At 70.1% G+C, this 21468-nt stretch carries 27 protein-coding genes and 1 tRNA gene; 17 read left to right on the top strand and 11 right to left on the bottom strand.

Annotated features, from left to right (window positions below):
* Positions 1 to 388 precede the first annotated feature (388 nt).
* Positions 389 to 1633 (bottom strand): XRE family transcriptional regulator, encoded by a 1245-nt coding sequence (locus V6V47_RS04510; protein ID WP_334626682.1) that lies wholly within the window; start codon positions 1631 to 1633, stop codon positions 389 to 391.
* Between the two features lie 220 nt (positions 1634 to 1853).
* Here V6V47_RS04510 and V6V47_RS04505 point away from each other — a divergent pair, with 220 nt between their 5' ends.
* The 14 genes from V6V47_RS04505 (at position 1854) to V6V47_RS04440 (ending at position 10749) form a co-directional block, all read left to right on the top strand.
* The gene (locus V6V47_RS04505; RefSeq protein WP_334626681.1) at positions 1854 to 2171 is read left to right on the top strand and encodes a hypothetical protein; all 318 of its coding nucleotides are present in this window, start codon (positions 1854 to 1856) and stop codon (positions 2169 to 2171) included.
* Between the two features lie 299 nt (positions 2172 to 2470).
* Positions 2471 to 2677, top strand: coding sequence for a hypothetical protein (locus V6V47_RS04500; protein WP_334626680.1), 207 nt, complete (start codon positions 2471 to 2473; stop codon positions 2675 to 2677).
* A 93-nt stretch (positions 2678 to 2770) separates the two neighbouring features.
* Complete coding sequence (locus tag V6V47_RS04495) at positions 2771 to 3715, top strand: hypothetical protein (protein WP_334626679.1); 945 nt, start codon at positions 2771 to 2773, stop codon at positions 3713 to 3715.
* Between the two features lie 88 nt (positions 3716 to 3803).
* Positions 3804 to 4673: an FtsK/SpoIIIE domain-containing protein gene (locus tag V6V47_RS04490; protein ID WP_334626678.1), complete on the top strand. Its 870-nt coding sequence runs from the start codon at positions 3804 to 3806 to the stop codon at positions 4671 to 4673.
* Entirely contained in the window at positions 4670 to 4879 is a 210-nt protein-coding gene (locus tag V6V47_RS04485) for a hypothetical protein (protein ID WP_334626677.1), read from the top strand. Before V6V47_RS04490 ends, V6V47_RS04485 begins: the two co-directional genes overlap by 4 nt.
* 88 nt (positions 4880 to 4967) lie before the next feature.
* Entirely contained in the window at positions 4968 to 5366 is a 399-nt protein-coding gene (locus tag V6V47_RS04480) for a DUF6197 family protein (protein WP_334626676.1), read from the top strand.
* Positions 5363 to 5665: a hypothetical protein gene (locus tag V6V47_RS04475; protein WP_334626675.1), complete on the top strand. Its 303-nt coding sequence runs from the start codon at positions 5363 to 5365 to the stop codon at positions 5663 to 5665. The genes V6V47_RS04480 and V6V47_RS04475 overlap by 4 nt, the downstream gene beginning before the upstream one ends.
* Before the next feature lie 29 nt (positions 5666 to 5694).
* Entirely contained in the window at positions 5695 to 6072 is a 378-nt protein-coding gene (locus V6V47_RS04470) for an RRQRL motif-containing zinc-binding protein (protein WP_442934189.1), read from the top strand.
* Positions 6069 to 6365, top strand: coding sequence for a hypothetical protein (locus tag V6V47_RS04465; protein WP_334626674.1), 297 nt, complete (start codon positions 6069 to 6071; stop codon positions 6363 to 6365). The genes V6V47_RS04470 and V6V47_RS04465 overlap by 4 nt, the downstream gene beginning before the upstream one ends.
* Positions 6352 to 7164 carry a DUF2637 domain-containing protein gene (locus tag V6V47_RS04460; RefSeq protein ID WP_334626673.1) on the top strand — a complete coding sequence of 271 codons (813 nt, stop codon included), beginning with the start codon at positions 6352 to 6354 and terminating at the stop codon, positions 7162 to 7164. Before V6V47_RS04465 ends, V6V47_RS04460 begins: the two co-directional genes overlap by 14 nt.
* The gene (locus V6V47_RS04455; protein ID WP_334626672.1) at positions 7161 to 7427 is read left to right on the top strand and encodes a hypothetical protein; all 267 of its coding nucleotides are present in this window, start codon (positions 7161 to 7163) and stop codon (positions 7425 to 7427) included. The genes V6V47_RS04460 and V6V47_RS04455 overlap by 4 nt, the downstream gene beginning before the upstream one ends.
* On the top strand, positions 7427 to 9220 hold the full coding sequence (locus V6V47_RS04450; RefSeq protein ID WP_334626671.1) for a replication initiator: 1794 nt from the start codon (positions 7427 to 7429) through the stop codon (positions 9218 to 9220). The genes V6V47_RS04455 and V6V47_RS04450 overlap by 1 nt, the downstream gene beginning before the upstream one ends.
* A 106-nt stretch (positions 9221 to 9326) precedes the next feature.
* Complete coding sequence (locus tag V6V47_RS04445) at positions 9327 to 9506, top strand: helix-turn-helix transcriptional regulator (protein WP_334627061.1); 180 nt, start codon at positions 9327 to 9329, stop codon at positions 9504 to 9506.
* 1 nt (position 9507) lies between these two features.
* Positions 9508 to 10749: a tyrosine-type recombinase/integrase gene (locus tag V6V47_RS04440; RefSeq protein WP_334626670.1), complete on the top strand. Its 1242-nt coding sequence runs from the start codon at positions 9508 to 9510 to the stop codon at positions 10747 to 10749.
* Positions 10750 to 10814: 65 nt separating this feature from the next.
* Here the strand turns inward: V6V47_RS04440 and V6V47_RS04435 are convergent.
* Positions 10815 to 10886: transfer RNA gene (locus V6V47_RS04435), tRNA-Lys, on the bottom strand.
* A 297-nt stretch (positions 10887 to 11183) separates the two neighbouring features.
* Between V6V47_RS04435 and V6V47_RS04430 the strand changes: the two genes are divergently transcribed.
* Complete coding sequence (locus V6V47_RS04430; RefSeq protein ID WP_334626669.1) at positions 11184 to 12266, top strand: NAD-dependent epimerase/dehydratase family protein; 1083 nt, start codon at positions 11184 to 11186, stop codon at positions 12264 to 12266.
* Positions 12267 to 12516: 250 nt separating this feature from the next.
* Here the strand turns inward: V6V47_RS04430 and V6V47_RS04425 are convergent, their stop codons facing one another.
* From V6V47_RS04425 to V6V47_RS04410, 4 genes are all read right to left on the bottom strand, one after another.
* A complete protein-coding gene (locus V6V47_RS04425; RefSeq protein ID WP_334627060.1) occupies positions 12517 to 13716 on the bottom strand; it encodes a hypothetical protein in 1200 nt (399 codons plus the stop codon).
* Between the two features lie 89 nt (positions 13717 to 13805).
* Positions 13806 to 14555 carry a ZIP family metal transporter gene (locus V6V47_RS04420; protein WP_334626668.1) on the bottom strand — a complete coding sequence of 250 codons (750 nt, stop codon included), beginning with the start codon at positions 14553 to 14555 and terminating at the stop codon, positions 13806 to 13808.
* 54 nt (positions 14556 to 14609) lie between these two features.
* Positions 14610 to 15800 carry a GNAT family N-acetyltransferase gene (locus V6V47_RS04415; RefSeq protein ID WP_334626667.1) on the bottom strand — a complete coding sequence of 397 codons (1191 nt, stop codon included), beginning with the start codon at positions 15798 to 15800 and terminating at the stop codon, positions 14610 to 14612.
* Positions 15801 to 15862: 62 nt separating this feature from the next.
* Positions 15863 to 16582, bottom strand: coding sequence for a PP2C family protein-serine/threonine phosphatase (locus tag V6V47_RS04410; protein ID WP_334626666.1), 720 nt, complete (start codon positions 16580 to 16582; stop codon positions 15863 to 15865).
* A gap of 63 nt (positions 16583 to 16645) precedes the next feature.
* On the opposite strand from V6V47_RS04410, the gene V6V47_RS04405 reads away from it, so the two are divergent.
* On the top strand, positions 16646 to 17680 hold the full coding sequence (locus V6V47_RS04405) for a helix-turn-helix domain-containing protein (protein WP_334626665.1): 1035 nt from the start codon (positions 16646 to 16648) through the stop codon (positions 17678 to 17680).
* A gap of 28 nt (positions 17681 to 17708) precedes the next feature.
* Here V6V47_RS04405 and V6V47_RS04400 read toward each other — a convergent pair whose 3' ends face one another.
* On the bottom strand, positions 17709 to 18269 hold the full coding sequence (locus V6V47_RS04400; protein WP_334626664.1) for a helix-turn-helix domain-containing protein: 561 nt from the start codon (positions 18267 to 18269) through the stop codon (positions 17709 to 17711).
* A gap of 57 nt (positions 18270 to 18326) precedes the next feature.
* Between V6V47_RS04400 and V6V47_RS04395 the strand changes: the two genes are divergently transcribed.
* Entirely contained in the window at positions 18327 to 19592 is a 1266-nt protein-coding gene (locus tag V6V47_RS04395) for a benzoate/H(+) symporter BenE family transporter (RefSeq protein ID WP_334626663.1), read from the top strand.
* On the opposite strand, the gene V6V47_RS04390 is transcribed toward V6V47_RS04395, so the two are convergent.
* The 4 genes from V6V47_RS04390 to V6V47_RS04375 all read right to left on the bottom strand — a co-directional run bounded on the left by V6V47_RS04390 (position 19505) and on the right by V6V47_RS04375 (position 21426).
* On the bottom strand, positions 19505 to 19879 hold the full coding sequence (locus V6V47_RS04390) for a hypothetical protein (RefSeq protein WP_334626662.1): 375 nt from the start codon (positions 19877 to 19879) through the stop codon (positions 19505 to 19507). The genes V6V47_RS04395 and V6V47_RS04390 overlap by 88 nt on opposite strands.
* Before the next feature lie 29 nt (positions 19880 to 19908).
* Positions 19909 to 20142, bottom strand: a complete 234-nt coding sequence (locus tag V6V47_RS04385) for a hypothetical protein (protein WP_334626661.1) — start codon at positions 20140 to 20142, stop codon at positions 19909 to 19911.
* 78 nt (positions 20143 to 20220) lie between these two features.
* Positions 20221 to 20694 (bottom strand): large conductance mechanosensitive channel protein MscL, encoded by a 474-nt coding sequence (gene mscL, locus V6V47_RS04380; protein ID WP_334626660.1) that lies wholly within the window; start codon positions 20692 to 20694, stop codon positions 20221 to 20223.
* Between the two features lie 39 nt (positions 20695 to 20733).
* Positions 20734 to 21426 carry a FadR/GntR family transcriptional regulator gene (locus V6V47_RS04375; protein ID WP_334626659.1) on the bottom strand — a complete coding sequence of 231 codons (693 nt, stop codon included), beginning with the start codon at positions 21424 to 21426 and terminating at the stop codon, positions 20734 to 20736.
* Between the last annotated feature and the right edge of the window lie 42 nt (positions 21427 to 21468).

Below are 21468 nucleotides of genomic sequence, written 5' to 3'. Positions count from 1 at the left end.
TTGAAGACGTACAGAAACTTTGCACAACGCCTCCGGTAGGCGGCCGGCGGCTGGGGCAGGGGATCGCTTGCCTGTCGTTGCAGTGGATCCGCAGTACCTTCGCCCGAGCTTCCATTCAGTGGCGAGTGCAAGAATGATGCCGTGGGAACTGGCCCGGACACGACCGCGGAGTGGTGGACGACCTCCGACATAGCCGCTTACCTCGGAGTGAAGGTAGCGACCGTGAGTAACTACCGGAAGCGGGGCCAGATGCCCGAGCCTGATGCGACCGTTGGACGGACTCACATGTGGCGCCCGACCCGGGTGATTTCTTGGCACGAAGCACGCCCCCGCCCTGGCGTTGGTGGTCGGCCGAGCCGAGACGGCATGGATGCCGGCCCGAACGGCGTCAACTCACCCTGAGTGTGCGAACCTCGTCGAGGTAGGCCACGGCCTCCGGCTCGTGGGGATACCTCTCGGCTAGGAGGGTCGCCAATTCCTGCGAGCACATCAGGAGCGATGGGAGCGACTTCCGGTCTCCCTGTAGTGCTTGGCGTCCGTACGCGACTGCGCTTTCCAGGTCGCCGGATCGCGCCGCTGCAACGCCGAGAGTGACGCGTGCTTCGGCGTTGCGCATGGGTTTACGTTCCGTGCCGTCGGGGTCGGTCGATGAACGGATGACCTCCCGCGCGTACATCTCTGCTAGCCGGTCCTCCCCTGCGATGCGGTAGCAGTCCATGGCGTAGAAGTCGAACTTTGCTGGGTCCACCACAAAGTGGTGATCCGTGTCCTCCGGGTATGGAAGGGACTCAAGCAGTGTCCTTCCCCTGTCCAGCGCCGTTTCTACCTGCCGTCTGTCTCCCAGTCTTGCCCACGCCTTGGCTCGTTGCGCCGCGAGCTGCACAGCGACACCTTGGTGTTTGGCGGTGGCCTCGCCGGCTTCTGCAGCAGCGATGACGCCGCGATAGTCGCCTTGAGTCAAGGCGTACCAGGCCCGCATCTCATAGGCCCAGCCAGAGATGGAGGCGTTGCCTGCCTCCTCGCCGAGCGTCAACGCAGCCTTGCGGGTTCCTTCGGCAATCCGGCGATGCCCAAGGTCGTATTCGACACATCCGACGAGAAGCGCCACCCATCCGGCGAGGGTTAGCACCTCCTGGTGCTGAGCGAGGGTCAGCCGTCGATCCATCAAGGCAGTAATACGGCGAAGCCAAGCACGCCCTTCTACGCGTAGCTGATCGGAGGCCATGTATGGGTACTCGCAGCACAGCCGGTCGGCCGTGATCCGTAGCGCCTCCAGCGTGGCGGTAGAGACATCGGAAGTACGCAGGCGGGCGAGGATCTCGACCGTCTCCATCCCGGTGCCCGCGAGCAGCTCGGCATCAGCTTGATTGGGGGTCGACGGCGGGAAGAACGCTGCCGTGACAGTGCCAAATGTTTTTGCGATCAGCGCCCGGTAGAAGCCGTCAGGTTCGGAGCTTCCGGCCTCCCATCGCTTCCAGTTACGAAGGAGCGTGCTGTCGGCCGGCAACGATTCGGCAGCATGAGCCCTCATCGCTCGCACGGCCTCGCCCTGCGACCAACCCCGAGCCGATCGCTCGGCCCTCAACCTGGTAGCCCAGACCGGCCGTTCGAAGTCCGTTGCCTCGTCACCCATGTCGCCAGTATCGCCCCAGCCGGGGGACATGGCGAGGGGACTTTGACCTGTCACCCCAGTGACACCTGTCGTTGTGCCGCGCTCAAGGTGATCGTTGTCTGTGTCAGCAAGACGCCGAACAAAGTTTCGGCACGAGTCTGGCGGAGTACCAACTGAGTTGGTATTTTGATGGTGAGGCAGTCATCCAACAGTGGATGCGCCTAGACACAGGAGGTCTGTTGTGAAGCTGTACGTGGACACCACGAGCAAGCAGGTGACGGCGTCGAAGGACCCGGAGCCGAAGTACGACCAGAACGGCAATCAGAAGTCCGAGAAGAACACGGGCCGGCTCATGTGGTCTACCCAGGTCTTCGTGCTCGACGACAACGGCGGGGACGTCATCACCATCACCACGGCGGGAGAGAAGCCGAGCGTGAAGGTGGGCGACTTCCTGGCTGTCGAGCAGTTGGAGGCCATTCCGTGGGCGACCAACGGGCGTAACGGCGTCGCGTTCCGGGCGGTCTCGCTGAAGCCGAAGACTGGCTCTCCGGCCAAGTAAGTCCTTCGCACGGCGTGCTGTGTGTGCTCCTGCTGTCCTACGGCGACTGGTAGTTCGCTGTTCTGATCACCCTGCGGTCCGGGAGTTTTTCTGGCTCCTATTCTCCCGGCCCGGCAACCCTTCTTCGGGTTGCCTTCGGAAGGCGCGGGGTTCTTTACCGGACCCCCGCCTATACCGGCTCTTAAGCCGGTCCCGAATCGGAAGGCGTGGGGTCGTTTACCCGCCCCCGCCTATACCGGCTCTTAAGTCGGTCCGAACCCGATCGGCCCGTCTTGGTCGATCTCACGAGAGGAACCACCTTGTTCCGTTACTACATCTCGTTCAGCTACCAAACGGCGACGGGATTTGGTATCTCGTCGTTTGACGTCAGCCGGCCGACGCCCATCATGAGCGTCGCCGACCTCGCGCCCACCACGGCGCACCTCACCAGCGAGGGCTACGGCAATGTCGTGATCCTCGGCTTCTCGCGCTACGCACAGCCGAAGCGCACCACCAGCAACAGCTAGTTGCACGAAAAAGCGTGGGGTCGGTACTGGCTCCTACACCTGCCGACCCCACGCTCCCAACCCATCCACCCCAATTACGTGGGAGGACGTGTCATGTCCAAGTCTAGCCCTCGCCGGTTCGCCGGCAGATCCACCGGAACGGTGACGGTCATCGAGGCCAAGGTCCACCGATCTTCCGCACGCAACGCCCGAATGGCGTTCATCCTGACGGCGGTCATCGTCGGCCTCCTCGCGGCCGTGGTGGCCGCTTCTTACATTCACCCGATCCTCGCCGTCTTCGTCGGCGCGCTGATCGGCGTCCCCACCGGCGGCCTGGTCTGGCTGCTCGTGCGGTTGTGGCCGGTGATCCGGCTGCTGTGGTGGTGGACCCCGGAAACGATCCTGGCTGTCCTGCTGCTCACCGCGTGGGTACAGCTCGCCAACCACACCCCGGCCGTGGTGACCCTGCTCGTGGTCGCCCTGGTCGTCGGCGTTCCCGCCGCCATCACCCCGGTTCGCCGGCAGGTCATCGCCTGGACCTGGTGCCTCGTGGTGAGGCATCGGCTGCGCGTGTGCTTCTCGCAGTTCATCATCGCCAACCAGTCCGGCAGCCTGCCCCTGATCCTGTGGGCACGACCCACCCCGGTCGGCGAACGCGTCTGGGTCTACCTCCGGCCCGGCCTGTCCGAGAAGGACTTGGAGGGTCGCCTCGACAAGATCGCGGTGACCTGCCACGCCTCCACCGTGCTCATCGAGCGCGCTTCGGAGAGCAACGCCGCCTACCTGCGGTTCGACATCAAACGCCGCGAGGTGCTGACCGCCACGGTCGGTTCACCGCTGGTCGACGTGATCGACCCGACCGCGCCGGTGTCGGCATCGCCACTGTCGGTGCCCACTGCCCTGGATCTGCCGGACGTCACCGCTCCGACGATCACCCTCCCGGCTCAGGGCAAGCCCTCCGGCAAGAAGCCGGCTCCGGCTACGACGGCCAACGGCAGTAAGCCCGCGGCTTCGTCTGCGTCGTCCGTCGAGGACGACGACACCTCCGACTGGATCTAACCCCCAGCCCAACCCGGGACGCGAGGAGCCGATAGCGGCTCGTTCGTGTGGTTCCTCGCGCCCACCAACGCCCAAGGAGGGCACCCCCATGAGCACCACGTATCCCACCACTACTGAGGCGGTGCCGGTGGGTCCTGGCCTGTCGATGTTCGACCCGATTTTCATCGGGATCGACGAGTTCGGCCAACCCGTCTACCTGGACGTCATCTACCGCAACCTGCTCACCGCAGGCGAACCCGGCGGCGGTAAGTCCGGCCTGATCAACAACATCTGCGGCCACGCCGCCCTGGCCGACAGCACCCGCCTTGTCCTGTTCGACGCCAAGCTCGTCGAACTCGGCCCATGGCGTGACCTGGCCGATGCGTTCATCGGCCCCGACATTGATCAGGGCATCGAGGTGCTGCGTCGCCTCCTGGTCGTCGCCACCAACCGCTACGCGTGGCTGCTGGCGAATCGGCGCCGCAAGCTCGCCGACGGCGACGGCATGTCCGTCATCGTCACCATCATCGACGAACTCGCCATGTTCTCCACCGTGCTCGGCACCAAGCAGCAACAGGAGGAGTTCTCCACCCTCCTGCGGGGCCTCGTCTCGTTGGGTCGTGCCTGCGGCATGCCCGTCGTCGCCGCGACTCAGCGCCCGTCGTGGGACATCATCCCCGCCTCGCTGCGGGACCTGTTCGGCTACCGGGCCGCGTTCCGCTGCACGAGCTTGAACAGCTCGAACATCATCCTCGGTCAAGGCTGGGCCGAGCAGGGCTACACCGCCTCCGACATCTCACCCACCAACCAGGGCGCGGCCTACCTCCTGGCCGAAGGCGGCGTTCCCCGCCGCATCAAAGCGGCCTACCTCACCGACACCGACATCTACAACATCGCCGACTACGCCGCCTGGACCCGCCGACCCACCAGCAGCGGCACCCCGGCGGTCAACCCGACTGAGTGGGAGATGGCGGCATGACCACCCGCGAACGCGCCTACGCCAAGGCCAACAACCAGCGGGCCGCCCAATACACCGAACTGTGGATCATCGGCCGTCCCGAAGACATCGCCGCCATGGTCCAGGTCGCCTCGGCCAGCGGCCGACTCGTCTACCTGTCCCCGCCAACCCTCATGGGCGGCGACGACAACCGCCACCGCCGCTACCTGCGGCTACGCAACACCTGATCGGCCGACAGGACCAGAACCTCGCCTGGCAGCAGAGCTGGTCCTGCCGACCTTCCACCAACAGCCCATTCGAAAGGACGTGGCTGCCATGAAGGCTACCCACAACCCACCCACCGCAACACCGGTCACACCCGCTGACCTGCTGCGGATGGCCGCCCTCTACCTGCGCCGACACGGCTGGACCCAGGGCGACTACTACACGATCGTCTTCGACGCCCTCACCCCCCGGGCCTGCGTCTCCGGCGCAGTCGCCATGGCCGCCTACGGCACCGCCACCGACTTCCCGTTCGGTGTCGACCGGCCCGAACGGCCCGACTTCCGCGCCGCCTTGGGCGTCCTGCGGGACTTCCTCGACCTGGGCTGCACCTCCCGCCTGTTCGGGTGGAACGACAAGCCCGGCCGCACCGCCGACGAGGTCATCACGACGCTCACCGCCGCCGCTGACCGGTGGGACTCCCTCCACAACGAGGGAGGCGACAAGCGATGAGCACCGTCGAGAAGCCCTTGACGCCCAGCGTGCCTCGGCAGAAGCGCCGCACCGTCGTGGAGAACGACGAGTTCGCCGCGTTCGGCCGTCGGATCATCCGCGCTCACGGCCGCCGCGTCGCCACCGGCGATGTGGAAGCCCTCCGCGACCTGGTCGCCCTCTCGTCGGTCATCGACGACGCGATCGGTGAGGCCGTGATCGGCCTTCGGGCGTTCGGCTACTCCTGGTCGGAGATCGGCCAGCGTCTCGGGATCTCCAAGCAAGCCGCCCAACAGCGCTGGGGCGGTGAGAAGCCGTGACCGACCTTCGCAGCGTCGACCTGGACAACCTGGCCGACCGGACCGGTATCCGGGTCGAGTTCTACGACCCGCTCGGCACCCGCTACGGGTTCCCCACCTTCCCCTACCACTGCGCCCCCACCGGGCTAGCCACCGTGCGGCAACTCCGCGCCGCCGGCCTCCGCCCCGGAGGACACGACCCGGTCGCGCAGATCTATTGGCGGCACCGCAAAAACCGGCGGGTCGCCTACCTCTACCGCACCGACCTCGCCAAGGCCAAGCGCACCGCCACACCCGCCCAGCGGGAGGCCATCGCCAAAGCGCTGCTCGCCCGCCGCACCTGCCGGATCTGCGCCCAGGTCAAGCCCTACTACATCCCCCGCCGCTACGGCGAATGCCTCGACTGCCACGAAGGGAACCCGTCGTGAGCTTCCACCTTGCTGACTCCTGCCTGTGGTGCATCGAGGGCAGCTCGCCCGCCGGCATCCACGACATCCTCGGCCCGGTCTACAAGCCCTGCCCCGTCTGCCTCGGTCCCTGCGCTCTCTGCGAGGGCGACGGACTGTTCCCGGCCGACTTCGTCTGCCTGCCCTGCTTCCGCGAGCAGATCGCTGCCCAAGGGTTGGCCCCCATCATGTGCGCCCACTGCTCCGGCGTGGTCGACCTCATCCCCCTTGACGCCATTTCGGCTCCGGAGGTGACTCCCCATGTCGAGCACTGACCCCACTGCTGTCACCGAGCAGTTCGCTACCGAGTACGCCCGTGAGGCCGTGCCCACCATGCTCAAGGCAATCAAATCGATCAAGCGGTACAACCGCTTCGTTCTGCTGGCTGCGTTGCTGACCAGCTATCTGCACCAGGCCCACTACCTGTGGACCCAGAACGCCGGCTACTTCGCCTACCTGGTGCCGCTGATCTTCGACGCCGCAATGGTGTCCATGCTGACCGTCGTCCGCACCTCCGGCATCGCCCGCGATGCGAAACGCGGAGCCCTGATCGTCTTCGCCTGCGCCGCCCTGCTGTCGGCCACCATCAACTTCGCCTCCCCGGGCAGCCTCGGTCTGCGCCTGGTCTTCGCCCTGGTCGTCGTGCTCGTCATCGGCGTTGAACTCGTCGCCGGACGCATCCGACCCGACTTCGCCGCCATCCAAGCCGAAGCCGCCGCCCTCCTCGCCGCCGTCAACCAACTCACCGAAACGGCACCGGCCACCGAGCCGATCGACACCACCCCGGCACCTGAGCCGGTCGTCGACATCCCGCCGGCACCTGAGCCGGTCGTCATCCAGGCACCCGCCTTCACCCCGATTCCGGTCACCCGGCCCGAGGTTCCGGCGCACCTGATGCCCACCGCCCGGTTCGTCATCGGACGACACGAGCAGAGCACCGGCCGACCCATCACCACCGACGAACTCGCCGACCTGCTCTCCGTCGCCCCGGACATCGCCCGGGAACTGCTGCACACCATCACCGGCCACACCCTGGCCGTCAACGGCACCCCCATCGCGGGTGGTGCCCGATGACCATCCACGTCGTCGACATCGAGCAGGTCACCCACACCTGCCCCGCCTACACCGAGGCGCACCCCTACGACACCCGACGCACCGTCATCCACCTCATCCCCGGCGGAGAATGCCGGACCCCGGTCACCATCCGCTGCGGCGACACGACCACCACCATCGCGTGCCACCGGCACGAACCGGCCGACCGCCAGTGCGGCGCCTGCCGCATCATCGTCACCCAACACACCATCACCACCCGGCACCTCGACGAGGTGTCCGTCTGATGGTTTCGACGCTGGACCTCACACCCCGCGCTTCGGCCCGGGGTGTGGGCTCGAACGCCGACACCACCACCCCGTATGTCGGCTACACCGCCGCCGGCTCCGCGTTCACCCGCGCCCAGCAACCCGACTACTACGGCTGGCTCGAACACGTCCGCGCCGCCGCCGGCTGCACCCGCCCCATCCGCCTCGCCGGGCAGCTCCTCACCGTCGAACCCACCACCGGGCGACTCCTCGACGCCCGACACACCGACGCCATGCCCGACGCCGCGATCTACAAGGCGTGCGGCAACCGACGCGCGGCTGTCTGCCCCGCCTGCGCCCAGACCTACCAACGCGACGCCTACCAACTCCTACGCGCCGGCCTCGTCGGCGGCAAAGGCATCCCCGAGACGGTCGCCGCGCACCCAGCGGTGTTCGCCACCTTCACCGCTCCGACCTTCGGCACCGTGCACGCCAGAGTGGTCAAGCGGCACACCTGCGCCAACCGCAAACGCTGCGACTGCCGGGCCGAACCATGCCACGCCCGCCGCACCACCGACCCCACCGCCGGCATCTGCGCACACGGCCGCCCCGCCGTCTGCTGGGCACGCCACGAAACCGGCGACCAGGTGATCGGACGGCCGCTGTGCCTGGACTGCTACGACCACGACCACCAAGTCGTGTGGAACCTGTTCTCCGGCAAGCTGTGGCACCGCACCAAGCAAGCCGCGGAACGCCACCTCGCCCACCTCGCCCGGCAACGCCGGATCCCCTGCGTTGAGGTGGTCACCGCCTCCGGCAACACCCGCAAAGTCCCCCCGGTCCGGCTCTCACCCGGAAAGGTCGCCGAACTCCAAGCCCGCGCGGCGGTCCACTTCCACGCCATCGCCCGCCTCGACGGCATCAACCCCTCCGACCCGGACGCGATCGTCCCCCCGCCGCCCGGGTTCACCGTCGACGACCTGGTCGACGCGCTGCGGCACGCCGCCACGCAGATCGCCTACACCACCCCACCGCACCTCGACCGGGCCGGCGGCTGGCCGATCACCTGGGGCGCACAACTCGACCTAGAACCCATCACCACCAGCGGCACGGGAGAGATCACCGACAGCCTCGTCGCCGGCTACCTTGCCAAGTACGCCACCAAGAGCACCGAGGTAACCGGGCACCGCTCCGTCAGGCTCACCGCCGACAGCATCGGCCAGTACGCCGACCCCGACGGCGACCACACCGCCCGCCTCATCGACGCCTGCTGGCGACTCGGCCGACCCACCACGGCACCCGTCCCGCTCTCACAGCGGCCCCGGGACCACCGGCCCACACCCGGCTTCGTGAAGCGCTGGGAGTGCCCCGACTGCGGCACCCACGCCCGCTACGCCGCCTGCCCCACCTGCGTCGCTGACCGTCAAGCCAGCCTTGACGCCGAACCCACAAAACCAGCGACGACCAACCCTTACGCCCGGCTACGTCGATGGGCACACATGCTCGGGTACGGCGGTCACTTCCTCACCAAAGCCCGCCGCTACTCCGTCACTTTCCAACTCTTGAGGGTTACCCGCGTCGCCTTCCGCCGCCACGAGCACGAGCGCCAAGCCGATGAGCAACCCGTCGCCCTGCGGGCCGTCGACCGCCTCGACGACACCACCCCGCTCATCGTCGGCACCCTTACCTTCGCCGGCGTTGGCTGGCACACCACCGGAGACGCCCTCCTCGCCAACACCGCTGCCGCCATGGCCCGCGCCCGACACGCCACCGGCCGCGAAGAACTCGCCCACGAACTCGCTGTCCAGTCCTCGCTTACGCCCGCCGCATAGACCCAGGAGGCCAACCCCGATGCGCAACACACGAGCCGGCACCGACCGGCGACAGCTGTACTCAGACCACCACCATCAGGAGGGCAGCTCCCCGGCTCAACCTGTCTTGAGCCCATCGCCGGAACTGTGGTCGATCACCGAGACCGCTGCGTTCCTCCGCATCCCCGTCGGCACGCTCTACCAATGGCGGCACCGCCGGACCGGGCCGCGTGCCTCCAAGGTCGGCCGTCACCTCCGCTACAACCCGGCCGATGTTCGCGCATGGCTAAAAGACCAGGCGGCCTGACATGGCAATCGATGACCTGTGGTACCTCAAGAAACGCGACCCGGACACGCGGAAGTACGTTCCCTCGAAGCGGCACGGCCGAGGAAAGCGCTGGCGAGTGCGCTACACCGATGCCGACAACAACGACCGCGAAAGGCTGTTTGACCTCAAACGCGATGCGGAAACCTTCGACCTCGACTGCCGCTCCGGCGGCGCACCCGAGGTGCAGTTGAAGCGGGAAGCGGTCCGGCTGACCTTCGCCGAGTACGCGCAGCGGTGGAGGGAAGCCCGGGAATCGGGCTGGGCGACCGAGACGCGAAGACGTATCCCGCAGAACCTGCGAAAGCATCTCCTGCCCGTCTTCGGCGAGAAGGCCATCCGCTCCATCAACCTGACCGACGTGCTGGCATGGCTGAGCCGTCTACTCGATGACGGCACGCCCAAATCTTCGGTGAGCCTGTACTTCGGCCTGTTCAAGACCATCATGAACGCCGCAGTTGTCGACAAGGTGATTCCCGATAATCCCTGCAACGGCGTGAAACTCGCACAGATCCTGCGCGGCCTGTCGCGGGCACCGAAGTGGGTTCCGACCAGCGATCAGGTGCTCAAGCTCGCTGAGGTGGTCCCGCGCCGCTACCGGGCCGCTATCTGGTTGGGAGCAGGGGAAGGGCTTCGCCTTGGTGAGGTGCTGGGTATGGAAGACGGCCCGCGCTGCGCGGACTTCGACTGTGGAGAGCTGCACGTCGTCCAGCAGTTGCGGCACTCGCCTGAGCACTTCGGCGGCTTCTACCTCTCGACACCCAAGAGCGGTTCCACCGGCACTGTCGACCTGGACGCGGTGGTAGCCGAGGAACTGACGGCGCACATAAGCGAGGTCGGCCCTGTCGAGTTCGAGCTTCCCGACATCACCACGGGGGAGCGGCGGACTCGTCCAGTGGGCGTCCTGTTCACCTCGTCCCGAGGGAAGCTGCTGACCGACACCTACTGGTCGGAGCTGTGGGCGGACTGGCGCGAAGCCGCTGGTTGGCCCAAGGAAGGAACCTTCCACTCACTGCGCCACTTCTTCGCCACCACGCTGATGAGCAACGGCGTCGAGCCGCAGGAGGTGCAGAAGGCGCTACGGCACGCCAACCTGCGGATCACGCTGGAAACCTACGTCCACTGGCTGCCGAAGAAGGACCGTCCGCGCGGCCTGGTGGGCAACCTCCTGCGGCGGGCAGGCGGCAAGCGGCGGGAACCCTCCACCGGCCAAGATCGGATCTAGTTTGTGCCCTGGTTGTGCCCGATGATCTTTGCTTGGCGTTTGTGCAGGTCATAAGAGGTAAAGGGTGGGCCGCCAGGGACTCGAACCCTGAACCTATGGATTAAAAGTCCACAGCTCTGCCATTGAGCTAGCGGCCCGCGCGCTCAGGTTACCGGACACCGCCCGCCGACGGCTCTCGGCTTCCGCCCGGCTGTCGATGCCTGCCCCGGCGTGGCCCATCCTGGTGATCCACTCGGCTTCAGGGACATGGGGGTATCCCACTCGCCCGGATACCCCCACTTCCTGGATGTCGAGTGGATCAAGCCCGCGCGACCCCGCCCGGCCCCGCCCGGCCCCGCCCGATCCCGCCCGGCCCGCGCGAGCCGCGCAAGCCCGCGCATTGCGGGGCGGCGTGGGGCGGGTTGACGGGCGGCTGGGCGGGTACGGGGTCAGACATGCGGATCGTGGTGGTGGGCGCGAGCGGCAACGTCGGTACCGCGGTGCTGCGGCGGCTGCGGCGGGAACGGGACGTGGAGTTGGCCGGGGTCGTCCGGCGGCTGCCCGGCCCGGACGCAGGTGAGCCGTACGACCAGGTGCAGTGGCACTCCTGCGACATCGGTTGCCCGGATGCGGCTGGGAAGCTCGCCGAGGTGTTCGCGGGTGCCGACGCGGTGGTGCACCTGGCGTGGCAGATCCAGCCGAGCCACGACCAGCGGGTGCTGCGCCGGACCAACGTCGAGGGCAGCCGAGCCGTGTTCGACGCGGTGGTCCGGGCGGGCGTGCCGGCGCTGGTGTACGCCTCCTCGGTCGGCACCTACGCGCCCGGCCCGAAGGATCACCCGGTCAGCGAGCGCTGGCCGGCCACCGGAGTGTCCGGCTCGTCGTACAGCGAGCACAAGGCCGAGGTGGAAGCCATGCTGGACCGGATCGAGGCGGACCACCCCGCGGTCCGGGTGGTGCGGCTGCGGCCCGGGTTGATCTTCCAGCGGCACGCCGGGGTGGAGATCACCCGCTACTTCCTCGGCCCACTGGCACCGGTACGGCTGCTCCGTTTCGGCCGGATTCCACTGGTGCCCACCAACCGGCGGCTGCGGATGCAGGCGGTGCACGCCGACGACGTGGCCGACGCGTACGCCCGGGCGGTTCTGGGTGATGCGCGCGGCGCCTTCAACGTCGCCGCGGACCCGGTGCTCACGCCGGAGCTGGTGGCCCAGCACTTCCACGGCTGGACGGTGCCGGTCGCCGCGCCGGTGCTGCGGGTGGCGGCGGCGCTGACCTGGCGGGCGCGGCTGCAACCGGTCGACGCGGGCTGGGTGGAGCTGGGCCTGAACGCGCCGCTCATGTCGAGTGAGCGTGCCGAGACCGAGCTGGGCTGGCGGCCGCAGGTGGACGCGCTCACCGCGCTCAAGGAACTCATCGCCGGGATGGCCGGCGGGCACCACACCGGCAGCCCGCCGATGTCCGGTGCGCCGAACCTGCCCGGCCGCCCGGCCGGCCTGCTCCGCGCCCGCCCCGCCGGCGAAGGCAACCCCTACTGAGGTACGCGCGGCTCAGCACCCGCCCCACCCACGTTCCCGCCCGGCAAGCACCCCGCACTCGGGCTCCCGTCCGGCCCGCACCCACGCTCCCGCCCGGCCCGAACCCACGCTCCCGCCCGGCCAGCACTCGGTGATCAAGAGGTTTCGGTCAATCAGACCCGCTTCCGTGACCGAAACCTCTTGATCACCGAAGCAAAGACGGTGCGGAGCGGGCGGAGCGGTGCGGGCGGTGCGCCAGCGCGGCCTGGGGTCAGCTCAGTTTGGAGCCGGTGACGGTGGGGTTGCGGGCGCCGAGGAAGAAGATGCCGGGGAAGCCGCGCGTCTCGAACTTGCCGCTCGGGTTGCGGCGCAGGGTGGACTTCTCGATCGTCATCGTGCCGGTGCGGTTGTTGCTCACGAAGAAGATCGCGCCACCGCCCTCGTTGGCCTTGTTGTTCTCGATGACGGTGCCGGCGATCCGTACGGTGAACTCGTTGCCGTCGCAGTAGATCGCGCCGCCGCTGCCGCCGCCGGGCGTGCCGGACTTCGCCGGGTTGGCGCCGCTGCCGATCGCCTCGTTGTGGCTGAGCACGCTGTTCAGCACCACCCAGGAGACACCGATGCTGCTCAGCGCGCCCCCGTTGGAGCACGAGCCGCCCTGGCCGGAGGCGCCGCCGAAGGTGCTGCTGACGACGTACACCGGCTTGTTCTCGTACTGGCTCAGCACCCGGATGGCCGCGCCACCCAGGTCGGGACCGGTCCGGTCGCAGCGGTTACGGACGAAGCGTGAGTTGACCACCTTGAGCCGCCCACCGCGGACGAAGATCGCCCCACCGCCCTCCTTGGCCGCGTCCCCGGTCGAGTTGCCGTCGGCGAAGGTCAGGTTCTGCACGGTGAGCTGCGGGTGGTCCTGGTTCTGGCAGTGCGAGGTGGTCCAGCCCTGGGCCTCGTCGCAGGTGTTCATGTAGAGGATGCGGCGCTGCCCCTGACCGCTCAGCGTGACCCGCCCGCCGCCGTCGAGCACGACCTTCGGCCCGTTGGCGTTGCGGACCTTCGCGGTGGCGGCCATCTTGATCGTCACCGGGGCCGGCCCGCAGTTGAACGTGATGATGCCGCCGGCCGCGACGGCCTTCACCACCGCCGCGGAGGTGCAGCTCGCCGGGGTGCCGGTGCCGATGGTCCGGGACGGCTTGGACGTGTCCACCGCCCGTGCCTCCGCCGGCACGGTGGCGTGGCCGTTCGGGTTGCCGGCCGCCAGCGCCTTACCGGCCGGGGTGGTCGGCTTCGGGGTCGCGCTGGCCCCGGGGCCGCCGAGGCCGTCCCGGCCTGCGGGCGTGACGCCCTCATCACCGGTCGGCAGGGCTCCCGGCTCGGCGGACTGCGACGGAGCCGCTGCCGGGTCGTTGGTGCCGCAGGCGGGCAGGGTCGCGGTGGCGACACCGAGGACGAGCAGGGCGACAAGCGACGTCATGCGCACCCCGTGATGCTAGGAGCCGCGACGCCGCGACGACGAATCCGCCATGCCGGCTTAATGCGCTGCTAAGACGCGGTGACCGGTGGTCAGGCGTGGGAGAGGGCGAACGCGGTCAGGAAACCGGCGACCGTGATCAGGCCGACCAGCAGGTGCGCGTCCTCGAACGCCTCGGGAACCATGGTGTCGGTGATCATCGCGAGGATCGCGCCGGCGGCCAGCGCCGTGATGCCGGCCAGCACCTCCGGTGGAGCGCCACCCAGCAGGGTGTTGCCGAGCAGCGCCGCCGCCCCGCTGAGCAGCGCGATCCCGGTCCAGAGCAGGAAGACGTACCGCCGGGTCCGGCCGGCCTGGCGCATGCCGGCCGCGCTGGACAGGCCCTCCGGGACGTTGCTGAGGAAGACCGCTGTCACCGTCACCAAGCTGACCGTGCCGCCGGCGAGCAGGCTCGCGCCGATCACCACCGACTCCGGGATGCCGTCGAGCAGCGCGCCGACGGCGAGCGCCGACCCGGACCCGGGCTGCTCGTCCTCGGAGGGCTGCTGATCGCCGGACCGCTTCCGGTGTCGTGCGCCGTGCCGGGCGAGAGCCACGTTGGCCAGGGTGTAGGCGACCGCGCCACCGGCGGCCCCGAGCGCGGTGGGCAGCAGCCCGCCCTGCGCGTGCGCCTCGGCGATCAACTCGAACGACACGGCGGAGAGCAGCACGCCCGCCCCGAACGCCATGATCGACGCGGTGACGCGCTGTGGCACCCGGGCGAACCAGCCGGCCGCCGCCCCGACCAGCAGGGCCGATCCGGCCAGCAGCCCCCACCCACCCGCCTGCAACCACTCTGGCATTCGCGGAACCGTACCCACCCTCACCGAGGCGACAAACCCGGGCGTGAGGAAGGCTCAGAAGTCGGCGAAGAGGTACGGCACCCGGCGGGGGAAGATGCTGCGGAGCTCCGCCGCGGCGTCCACCGGCACCTCGCCCAGCCCGCGCAGTGGCAGCTCGGCCGGATCCAGCACCCCGTACGCGAGAGCGGACAGCCCGGCGGCGGTGAGCGTGGCGGTCGGCACCCGGTCGCTGGCGCCGGAGGCCAGTTCCAGTGCGCCGGCGGTCCCGTCCAGCAGGTGGTTGCCGGCCAGCCATCGGTCCCCGGTCAGCTCGATCCGCACCCGGCCCGGCCCGGCGGGCAGCCCGTTCAGCGCGTCCAGCGACAGCAGCCGGGCCATCGGGGCGGACCTGCCCGGCCGGCCGACCCGCGCCTCGATGTGGACGTCCAGGTCGGTGAGCCACAGCTCCGGCAGCTCGTCCGGGGGGACCTGGACGGTGACGCGTTCGACCTGGTCGACGTGCCGGGCGAAGAACTGCAACAGCAGCGTCCGGGCGAGCGGGTCGGTGACCAGCAGCTCGTTGCCGAGCAGCGTGCCGCCGTGGTCGTCGATCCGGTACGTCACCGCGCCGGTGACCTCGCCGCCCACCCGGGCGGTGAGCAGCCAGCACTCGTCCCGATCGCGCAGCCCGACCGCCCGGTAGTCCGGGAAGATCGAGAAGCCGTGCCGTTCCTCGAGGCAACCTTCGGTGAACGCACGCCACGTGGGATAGCCGCCGCCGATCCGCTCCCAGCTCACCTCGCCGGGCAGCTCGACCCGGACCAACGACCCCAGGTCGGCCGGGCTGAAGGTGACCGTTCGCGGCTTGGGCAGGCCGACATACCCGAATCGGGCGTAGAAGCTGGGCCGGAACGGGTAGAGCGTGCTGAGCGGATGCCCTTCGTCGCGCATCTCGTCGAGAAGCTGGTGCAGCAGCGTCCGGACATGCCCCTGCCGGCGAGCCAGCGGATGGGTGGCCACCCCGGCGACGCCGGCCATCGGCAGGACGATCCCGCGCAGGTTCTGCCGCATGGGGATCGCCGAGGCGGCGGCCCGGGTGCTGCCGTCCTCCTCGACGATCAGCGTCCGGTTGCCCTCCTGGTAGGGCAGGTAGTCGCGGAACTCCTCCGTCCGCGCGGCACCGAGGGGCGACGACTCGAAGGCGTAGGCGGCCAGCGGAAAGCTGGTGGTCAGGCGTTCGTCGGCGGTCACCTGGCGGATGGTCATCCGCCCATCTCAACCTGCCGTGCTGCGCGGAGCAACCGGATTGGCCGGATCCACGACACCGGTCAGCGGGTGACGACGTCGGAGACGACGACCGTGACGTTGTCCGGCGCGCCGGCGTGGTGGGCGAGCTTGACCAACTGCTCGCCACACTGCTGGCGGTCGGCGTACATGCTGAGCGCCGCCGCGATCGACTCGTCCTCGACGTAGTCGGAGAGCCCGTCGCTGCACAGCAACAGCCGGTCGCCGGGCACCACGGTGAGCACGCCGACCGCCGGCGGGGTGTCGGCGCCCTGCACGGCCCGGGTCACCAGGGACCGCTGCGGGTGGTAGCGGGCCTGCTCCGGCGAGAGCGTGCCCTGGTCGACCAGCGCCTGGACGAAGGTGTCGTCCCGGGTGAGCTGGGTCAACTCCCCGTCGCGCAGCAGGTAGCAGCGGGAGTCGCCGACCTGGGCCAGCACCAGCGTCTCCCCGGCCAACAGCGCCGCGGTGAGCGTGGTGCCCATCCCCTCGCGGGCCGGGTCGACGGTGATGGCGGCGTGGATGCGCTGGTTGGCCGTGCTGACCACGGCACGTAGGGCGTCGGCGGCTCCGTCGGGGTCGGTCGGCGGGGCCAGCTCGTCCAGGATCCGGATCACGATCTCGCTCGCCACCTCACCCGCGGGCAGTCCGCCCATGCCGTCGGCGACGGCGATCAGGCGGTCACCGGCGAGGGCGGAGTCCTCGTTGTTGGTCCGGACCAGTCCGATGTCGTTGAGGATGACCGAGCGGAGGATCAGCGTCATGGGGTCAAGCTTGCCAAGAACACCCTGCCGCCGTCTCTACGCACTACTGCGTAGGGTTGAGGAATGATGCCGGTGTCCATGGTCGGGCGCGTCGGCGAGCTGGCCGAGCTCGACCGGGCCTGGTCCGTCGTGGCGTCCGCCCGCCGCCCGGCACCGACCGTGGCGGTGATCACCGGCGCGGCGGGAGTGGGCAAGAGTCTGCTGGTCGCGGCAGCGGTGGACGCGTTCACACCGCGTCCCGCGGTGATCCTCTCCGGTGCCGCCCGCGTGCACGGCCCCGCACCGTACGACTGGCTGGCCGCCGTGCTCACCGGCCGCGACACGAGCCGCCTGGCCCTACCGCCGGATGCGCTGGCCTGGTTCGCCCAGCAGCCCACCGCGCCCCGCGAGCGGTACGCGCCGGGCACCCTGCTCCGCCTCGCTGTGCGGACCGTCCGCCTGCTGATCGGTGCCGGCCCGGCCGTGCTGGTGGTGGAGGACCTGCACGCGCTCGATCCGGCCAGTATCAACCTGGTCGGCGAGTTGGCCACCGTCACCGATCTGCCTGCCCTGCTGGTGGTCGCCAGCCGTCCGGCCGCGGACGCGGTGGTGCCGGAGCTGACCCACCGTGCGCTGGCCCGGCTCTGCGGGGTCCGCCGCGCCGTCCGCCAGCACCTCGGCCCGCTGCGCCCGGCCGAGGTGGCCGAGGTGCTGACCCAGGTGTACGAGGGCACGAGCCCGTCCGATCGGCTGGTCACCGCGGTCTGGCGGCGCACCGGCGGCAACCCGTACACGTTGACCGAGCTGCTGGCCGCGCACGCCGGTGACGGGCCGGACGCGTTGCTGCGGCGGCTGCCCGGGCCGCGCCCTCCGGCGGCATCGGTCGACCGGGCGTCGGTGGTCGACCCGGAGCTGACGGGTCGGGAGGTCGAGGTGCTCGGCTGCCTGGTCGACGGGATGTCCAACAAGCAGGTTGCGAAGGCGCTCGGCATCTCGGTGCGGACGGTCACCGTGCACGTGTCCAACCTGCTGCGCAAGACCGGCTCAGCGTCGCGGACCGAGGTGGCGCTCTGGGCGGTCCGGCACCGGCCGCCGGTCCCGGCTCCAGTCGACAGCTGAGCGGTTCCGGGCCGCGCCGGGCCGTGGCTCAGGCACGCGGGTAGCGCAGCAGCAGGCTCGCGGCGACCTCCTCGTCGCCGACCGCCGTGTAGCTGTGTGGCACGTCCGAGACCCAGCGGATGTGACCGCCGGCCGGGGCGGTCAGCGGCGCGTCGGCCGGACCGGCGCACAGCACTCCGGCGAAGACGGTGACGTGCTCGGTGACCCCCGGCTGGTGGGCGGGGGAGAGCTGCCCCGGCCCGGGGGCGACCCGCATCCGGTACAGCTCGTAGGTCGCGTCGGCGTCGGTGAACACCTCCAGCAGGGTGGCGCTGACCGCTGCGCCGTGCACGGTGGGCGCGGCGGCGGGCTCGGCCAGTACGGCGGTCAACGGCACGCCGAGCTGCGCGGTGACCGCCCAGAGCGTCTCCAGGGTCGGGTTGCGGGTGCCGTGCTCCAGGCCGGAGAGGGTGGCCTTTCCGATGCCGGCGAGCCGGGCCAGGTTGGACAGCGAGATGCCCCGCTCCTCCCGCAGGGCGCGGACCCGGCGGCCGACGATGGCGGGGTCCACGTCGAGGCCCGGTCGGCGGGCTGGTGGTGGCTGCGGCATCCGGCTATCGTGCTACACGTCGTCGTTCCGTAAACGGAACACATGTGGAGGGCTGGGATGGCCGGACGGGCACAACCGGTGCTGGCCGGCGCGGTGACCGCGCTGGTCGGGTTCGCCAGCTCGTTCACCGTTGTGCTGGCCGGTCTGCGGGCCGTCGGCGCGTCGGACGCGCAGGCGGCGTCCGGCCTGCTCGCGCTCTGCGTGGCGTGCGGCCTCGCCGCCGCCTGGCTGGGCTGGCGGCACCGGGTCCCGATGAGCGTCGCCTGGTCCACACCGGGCGCGGCGCTGCTGGTGGCGACCGGGCCGCCGCCGGGCGGGTGGCCGGTCGCGGTGGGCGCTTTCCTCGTCTCCGGCCTGTTGATCGTGGCCGCCGGGCTGTTCCCGCCACTCAGCCGAGCGGTGGCCGCCATTCCGAAGCCGGTGGCCGGGGCGATGCTCGCCGGGGTGCTGCTGCCGCTGTGCACCGCGCCGGTCCGCGCCCTGGTCGAGTTGCCCGCGGTGGCCGGCCCGGTGGTGCTCGGCTGGCTGTTGCTGCACCGGTTCGCCCGCCGCTGGGCGGTGCCTGGCGCGCTGGTGGTGGCGGTGGCGGCGATCGCGTTGACCGCGCCACCGACCGGCCTGTCCGGTGCGGCGCTGATCCCGTCGGTGACCCTGAGCGCACCGGCGTGGAACGCGTCCGCGCTGCTCGGGCTCGCGGTGCCGCTCTTCCTGGTCACGATGGCCGCGCAGAACGTGCCCGGCATGGCGGTGCTGGTCGGCTACGGCTACCGCCCGCCGTTCGGCGCCGCGCTGCGGGCCACCGGGCTGGCCAGCCTGCTGGCCGCCCCGGCCGGCGGGCATGCGGTGAACCTGGCGGCGATCACCGCCGCACTGGCCGCCGGTCCCGACGCGCACCCGGACCCGGAGCGTCGGTGGGTCGCCTCGGTCACCGCCGGTGTCGGCCTGGCCCTGCTCGGGCTGGGCGCCGGGGTGGCGACCGCGCTGGTCGCGGTCGCCCCGCCGATCCTCATCGAGGCGGTCGCCGGGCTGGCCCTACTGGGCGCGCTGGCCACCGCGCTCGCCTCGGCGGTGACCGACCCGACCACCCGCGAGGCCGCCGTGGTCACCTTCGTGGTGACCGCCTCCGGGGTCGCGCTGATCGGCGTGGGTGGCGCGTTCTGGGGGCTGGTCGCCGGCTGCCTGATGCTGCTGCTCTTCCGCCGACCGGACACCCCGACATCATTGATCGGGAGCGGTCACTCCTCGGGTGGCAGATCCGCGACGCCGACCGCGAGGCGGACCCGGCCGTCGGCCACCGACCCGATCCGGTCGGCCGGTACGTAGACCGCGCCGGTGCGGGTCAGCTCGGTCGAGACCTTCAGGTAGCCGCCGTGCAGCAGCCGCGCCGCCACATCGGCCGGCACCTCGGGCTCGTCGACGGCGGTCGCCTCGATCAGCTCATCCAGACTGCTGCCCGGGTCGGCGGTCGGCGTCTGCACGGTCACCGCGTTCGGGTCACCCCGCTGGACGAGGTCCACGGTCCCGACCTCGGTGCCGGCGGCGTCGATCACCGGCATGCCGGTGGTGACCCGGGAGATGGTCGTCTGCTTGTCGGTGCCCTGCTGCTCCATCCTGGCGCGGTTCCCTGGTCGGCGCCGGATCAAACGCTCCGTGGGCGCGGCGACAGCTCCCGCCAGGTGTCCGGGCCGTCGAGCAGCGCCCGAACCGTCTCCTCGGCGTCGTCCGCACTGCCGTACTCATAGAACCGGGAGATCCCTTCGGCGCCGCCGGCCCGCTGCTCGACGTGCCACCGGTCGGCGTCCACCCGGAGGAAGACGTCCCGCCGGGCCAGCCGCCCCCATTTCCCGTTCCACCAGTGCTTCCGCTGCTCCATGGCGGGACTCTATCGAACACACGTACGAGAGTGCGCGGCCCCTGCGGGAATCCCGCAGGGGCCGATGTGCATCGTCGGTCAGCGCGGCGACGGCGGCTCGGTGCGGCGGCCCAGCACGTCGTCCAGCGCCCCGCGCTGCTGGACCGGGGTGGTGTGGCCGGCGGAGACCAGCGCGTCCCGGATCTCGGTGAGCAGCTTGACCTCCTCGCTCGGCGCCGAGGGCGGCGGCTCCTCGCCCCGCTTGCGCCGCTCGGCCAGCCGGTTCATCGGGTAGACGACCAGGAAGTAGAGCGCCATCGCGGTGAGTAGGAAGGTGATCGTCGCGTTGACGAAGGCCACCCAGTCGAATGGGATCCCGCGAAACTCCGGCGTCGAGCCGCTGAGCCCGTCCTTGTTGCCGGTGATCAGCACGATGATCACGCGAACGAGCGGTTCGAGGAACGACTTGGTGAGTTGGGTGACCACGCCTGTGAACGCGGCGCCGATGACGACACCGACCGCCAGGTCGACGACGTTGCCGCGCATGATGAAGTCTTTGAAACCCTTGAGCATCCGCACTCCCGAGGTGTCCGCTTTTCCGTCCGGCACAACCTATGCCCCGGGAGGGGCCTCCAGAAAAGCCCCGGCCTCGATGGTCGCCAGTGCCGGATCGCCGGCCCGGATCGCCTCGACCAGCCGGGTGTGGTCGACGTACCGCTCGGGCGTGAGCGCGCCCCCCGTCGCCTGGGCGAGCGTGCTGCGCAGTGCGGCGCCGAGCGAGGCGTATAGCTCGGCGAGCATGGGGTTGTGGGCGGCGGCGACCACCGCGGTGTGCAGCGCCGCGTCCGCCTCGACGAACACGGCGACCCCGCCGTCGCGCCAGGCCGCCTCCCGTTCGGCGAGCGCGCCGTCGAGCGCCGCCAGGTCCTCCGGGGTACGCCGCAGCGCGGCGAGCCGGGCCGCCTCCACCTCCAGGGCGCGCCGAACCTCGATGACCTCGGTCATCCGGTCGTCGCCGAGGCGGCGGGCCACCACCGGCGCCAGCTCGTCGGTGGACACCACGTAGGTGCCGGAGCCCTGGCGTGGCTCCAGCACTCCGGCGTGCACCAGAGCGCGGATCGCCTCACGGACGGTGTTCCGCCCGACGCCCAGTGCGGCGACGAGCTGGGGCTCGGTGGGGATGCGCCCGCCGACCGGCCATTCGCCGCCCAGGATCCGGGCCCGGAGCTGCTCAATCGTCTGCCGGACGCGGTGCCCACGGGGTGGCACGGGCGGCGCGGAGGCGGAATTTACCGACGGTGGCATTGGTTACAGGACTCGGCCAGAATTCATCCCATGATTGTAGGT

Source organism: Micromonospora sp. CPCC 205539, assembly GCF_036906815.1.
Lineage (GTDB): Bacteria > Actinomycetota > Actinomycetes > Mycobacteriales > Micromonosporaceae > Micromonospora.
This window is presented reverse-complemented; position numbering and strand designations above follow the sequence as displayed.

What these genes read in the sequence shown, in the direction of transcription:
- V6V47_RS04375 (WP_334626659.1), bottom strand. Translation starts at nt 21,426, where the DNA reads ATGCCACCGTCGGTAAATTCCGCCTCCGCGCCGCCCGTGCCACCCCGT.
- V6V47_RS04430 (WP_334626669.1), top strand. Translation starts at nt 11,184, where the DNA reads ATGCGGATCGTGGTGGTGGGCGCGAGCGGCAACGTCGGTACCGCGGTG.
- V6V47_RS04405 (WP_334626665.1), top strand. Translation starts at nt 16,646, where the DNA reads ATGATGCCGGTGTCCATGGTCGGGCGCGTCGGCGAGCTGGCCGAGCTC.
- V6V47_RS04495 (WP_334626679.1), top strand. Translation starts at nt 2,771, where the DNA reads ATGTCCAAGTCTAGCCCTCGCCGGTTCGCCGGCAGATCCACCGGAACG.
- V6V47_RS04420 (WP_334626668.1), bottom strand. Translation starts at nt 14,555, where the DNA reads ATGCCAGAGTGGTTGCAGGCGGGTGGGTGGGGGCTGCTGGCCGGATCG.
- V6V47_RS04415 (WP_334626667.1), bottom strand. Translation starts at nt 15,800, where the DNA reads ATGACCATCCGCCAGGTGACCGCCGACGAACGCCTGACCACCAGCTTT.
- V6V47_RS04460 (WP_334626673.1), top strand. Translation starts at nt 6,352, where the DNA reads ATGTCGAGCACTGACCCCACTGCTGTCACCGAGCAGTTCGCTACCGAG.
- mscL (WP_334626660.1), bottom strand. Translation starts at nt 20,694, where the DNA reads ATGCTCAAGGGTTTCAAAGACTTCATCATGCGCGGCAACGTCGTCGAC.
- V6V47_RS04455 (WP_334626672.1), top strand. Translation starts at nt 7,161, where the DNA reads ATGACCATCCACGTCGTCGACATCGAGCAGGTCACCCACACCTGCCCC.
- V6V47_RS04450 (WP_334626671.1), top strand. Translation starts at nt 7,427, where the DNA reads ATGGTTTCGACGCTGGACCTCACACCCCGCGCTTCGGCCCGGGGTGTG.
- V6V47_RS04390 (WP_334626662.1), bottom strand. Translation starts at nt 19,879, where the DNA reads ATGGAGCAGCAGGGCACCGACAAGCAGACGACCATCTCCCGGGTCACC.
- V6V47_RS04485 (WP_334626677.1), top strand. Translation starts at nt 4,670, where the DNA reads ATGACCACCCGCGAACGCGCCTACGCCAAGGCCAACAACCAGCGGGCC.
- V6V47_RS04480 (WP_334626676.1), top strand. Translation starts at nt 4,968, where the DNA reads ATGAAGGCTACCCACAACCCACCCACCGCAACACCGGTCACACCCGCT.
- V6V47_RS04425 (WP_334627060.1), bottom strand. Translation starts at nt 13,716, where the DNA reads ATGACGTCGCTTGTCGCCCTGCTCGTCCTCGGTGTCGCCACCGCGACC.
- V6V47_RS04440 (WP_334626670.1), top strand. Translation starts at nt 9,508, where the DNA reads ATGGCAATCGATGACCTGTGGTACCTCAAGAAACGCGACCCGGACACG.
- V6V47_RS04400 (WP_334626664.1), bottom strand. Translation starts at nt 18,269, where the DNA reads ATGCCGCAGCCACCACCAGCCCGCCGACCGGGCCTCGACGTGGACCCC.
- V6V47_RS04475 (WP_334626675.1), top strand. Translation starts at nt 5,363, where the DNA reads ATGAGCACCGTCGAGAAGCCCTTGACGCCCAGCGTGCCTCGGCAGAAG.
- V6V47_RS04385 (WP_334626661.1), bottom strand. Translation starts at nt 20,142, where the DNA reads ATGGAGCAGCGGAAGCACTGGTGGAACGGGAAATGGGGGCGGCTGGCC.
- V6V47_RS04490 (WP_334626678.1), top strand. Translation starts at nt 3,804, where the DNA reads ATGAGCACCACGTATCCCACCACTACTGAGGCGGTGCCGGTGGGTCCT.
- V6V47_RS04395 (WP_334626663.1), top strand. Translation starts at nt 18,327, where the DNA reads ATGGCCGGACGGGCACAACCGGTGCTGGCCGGCGCGGTGACCGCGCTG.
- V6V47_RS04410 (WP_334626666.1), bottom strand. Translation starts at nt 16,582, where the DNA reads ATGACGCTGATCCTCCGCTCGGTCATCCTCAACGACATCGGACTGGTC.
- V6V47_RS04510 (WP_334626682.1), bottom strand. Translation starts at nt 1,633, where the DNA reads ATGGGTGACGAGGCAACGGACTTCGAACGGCCGGTCTGGGCTACCAGG.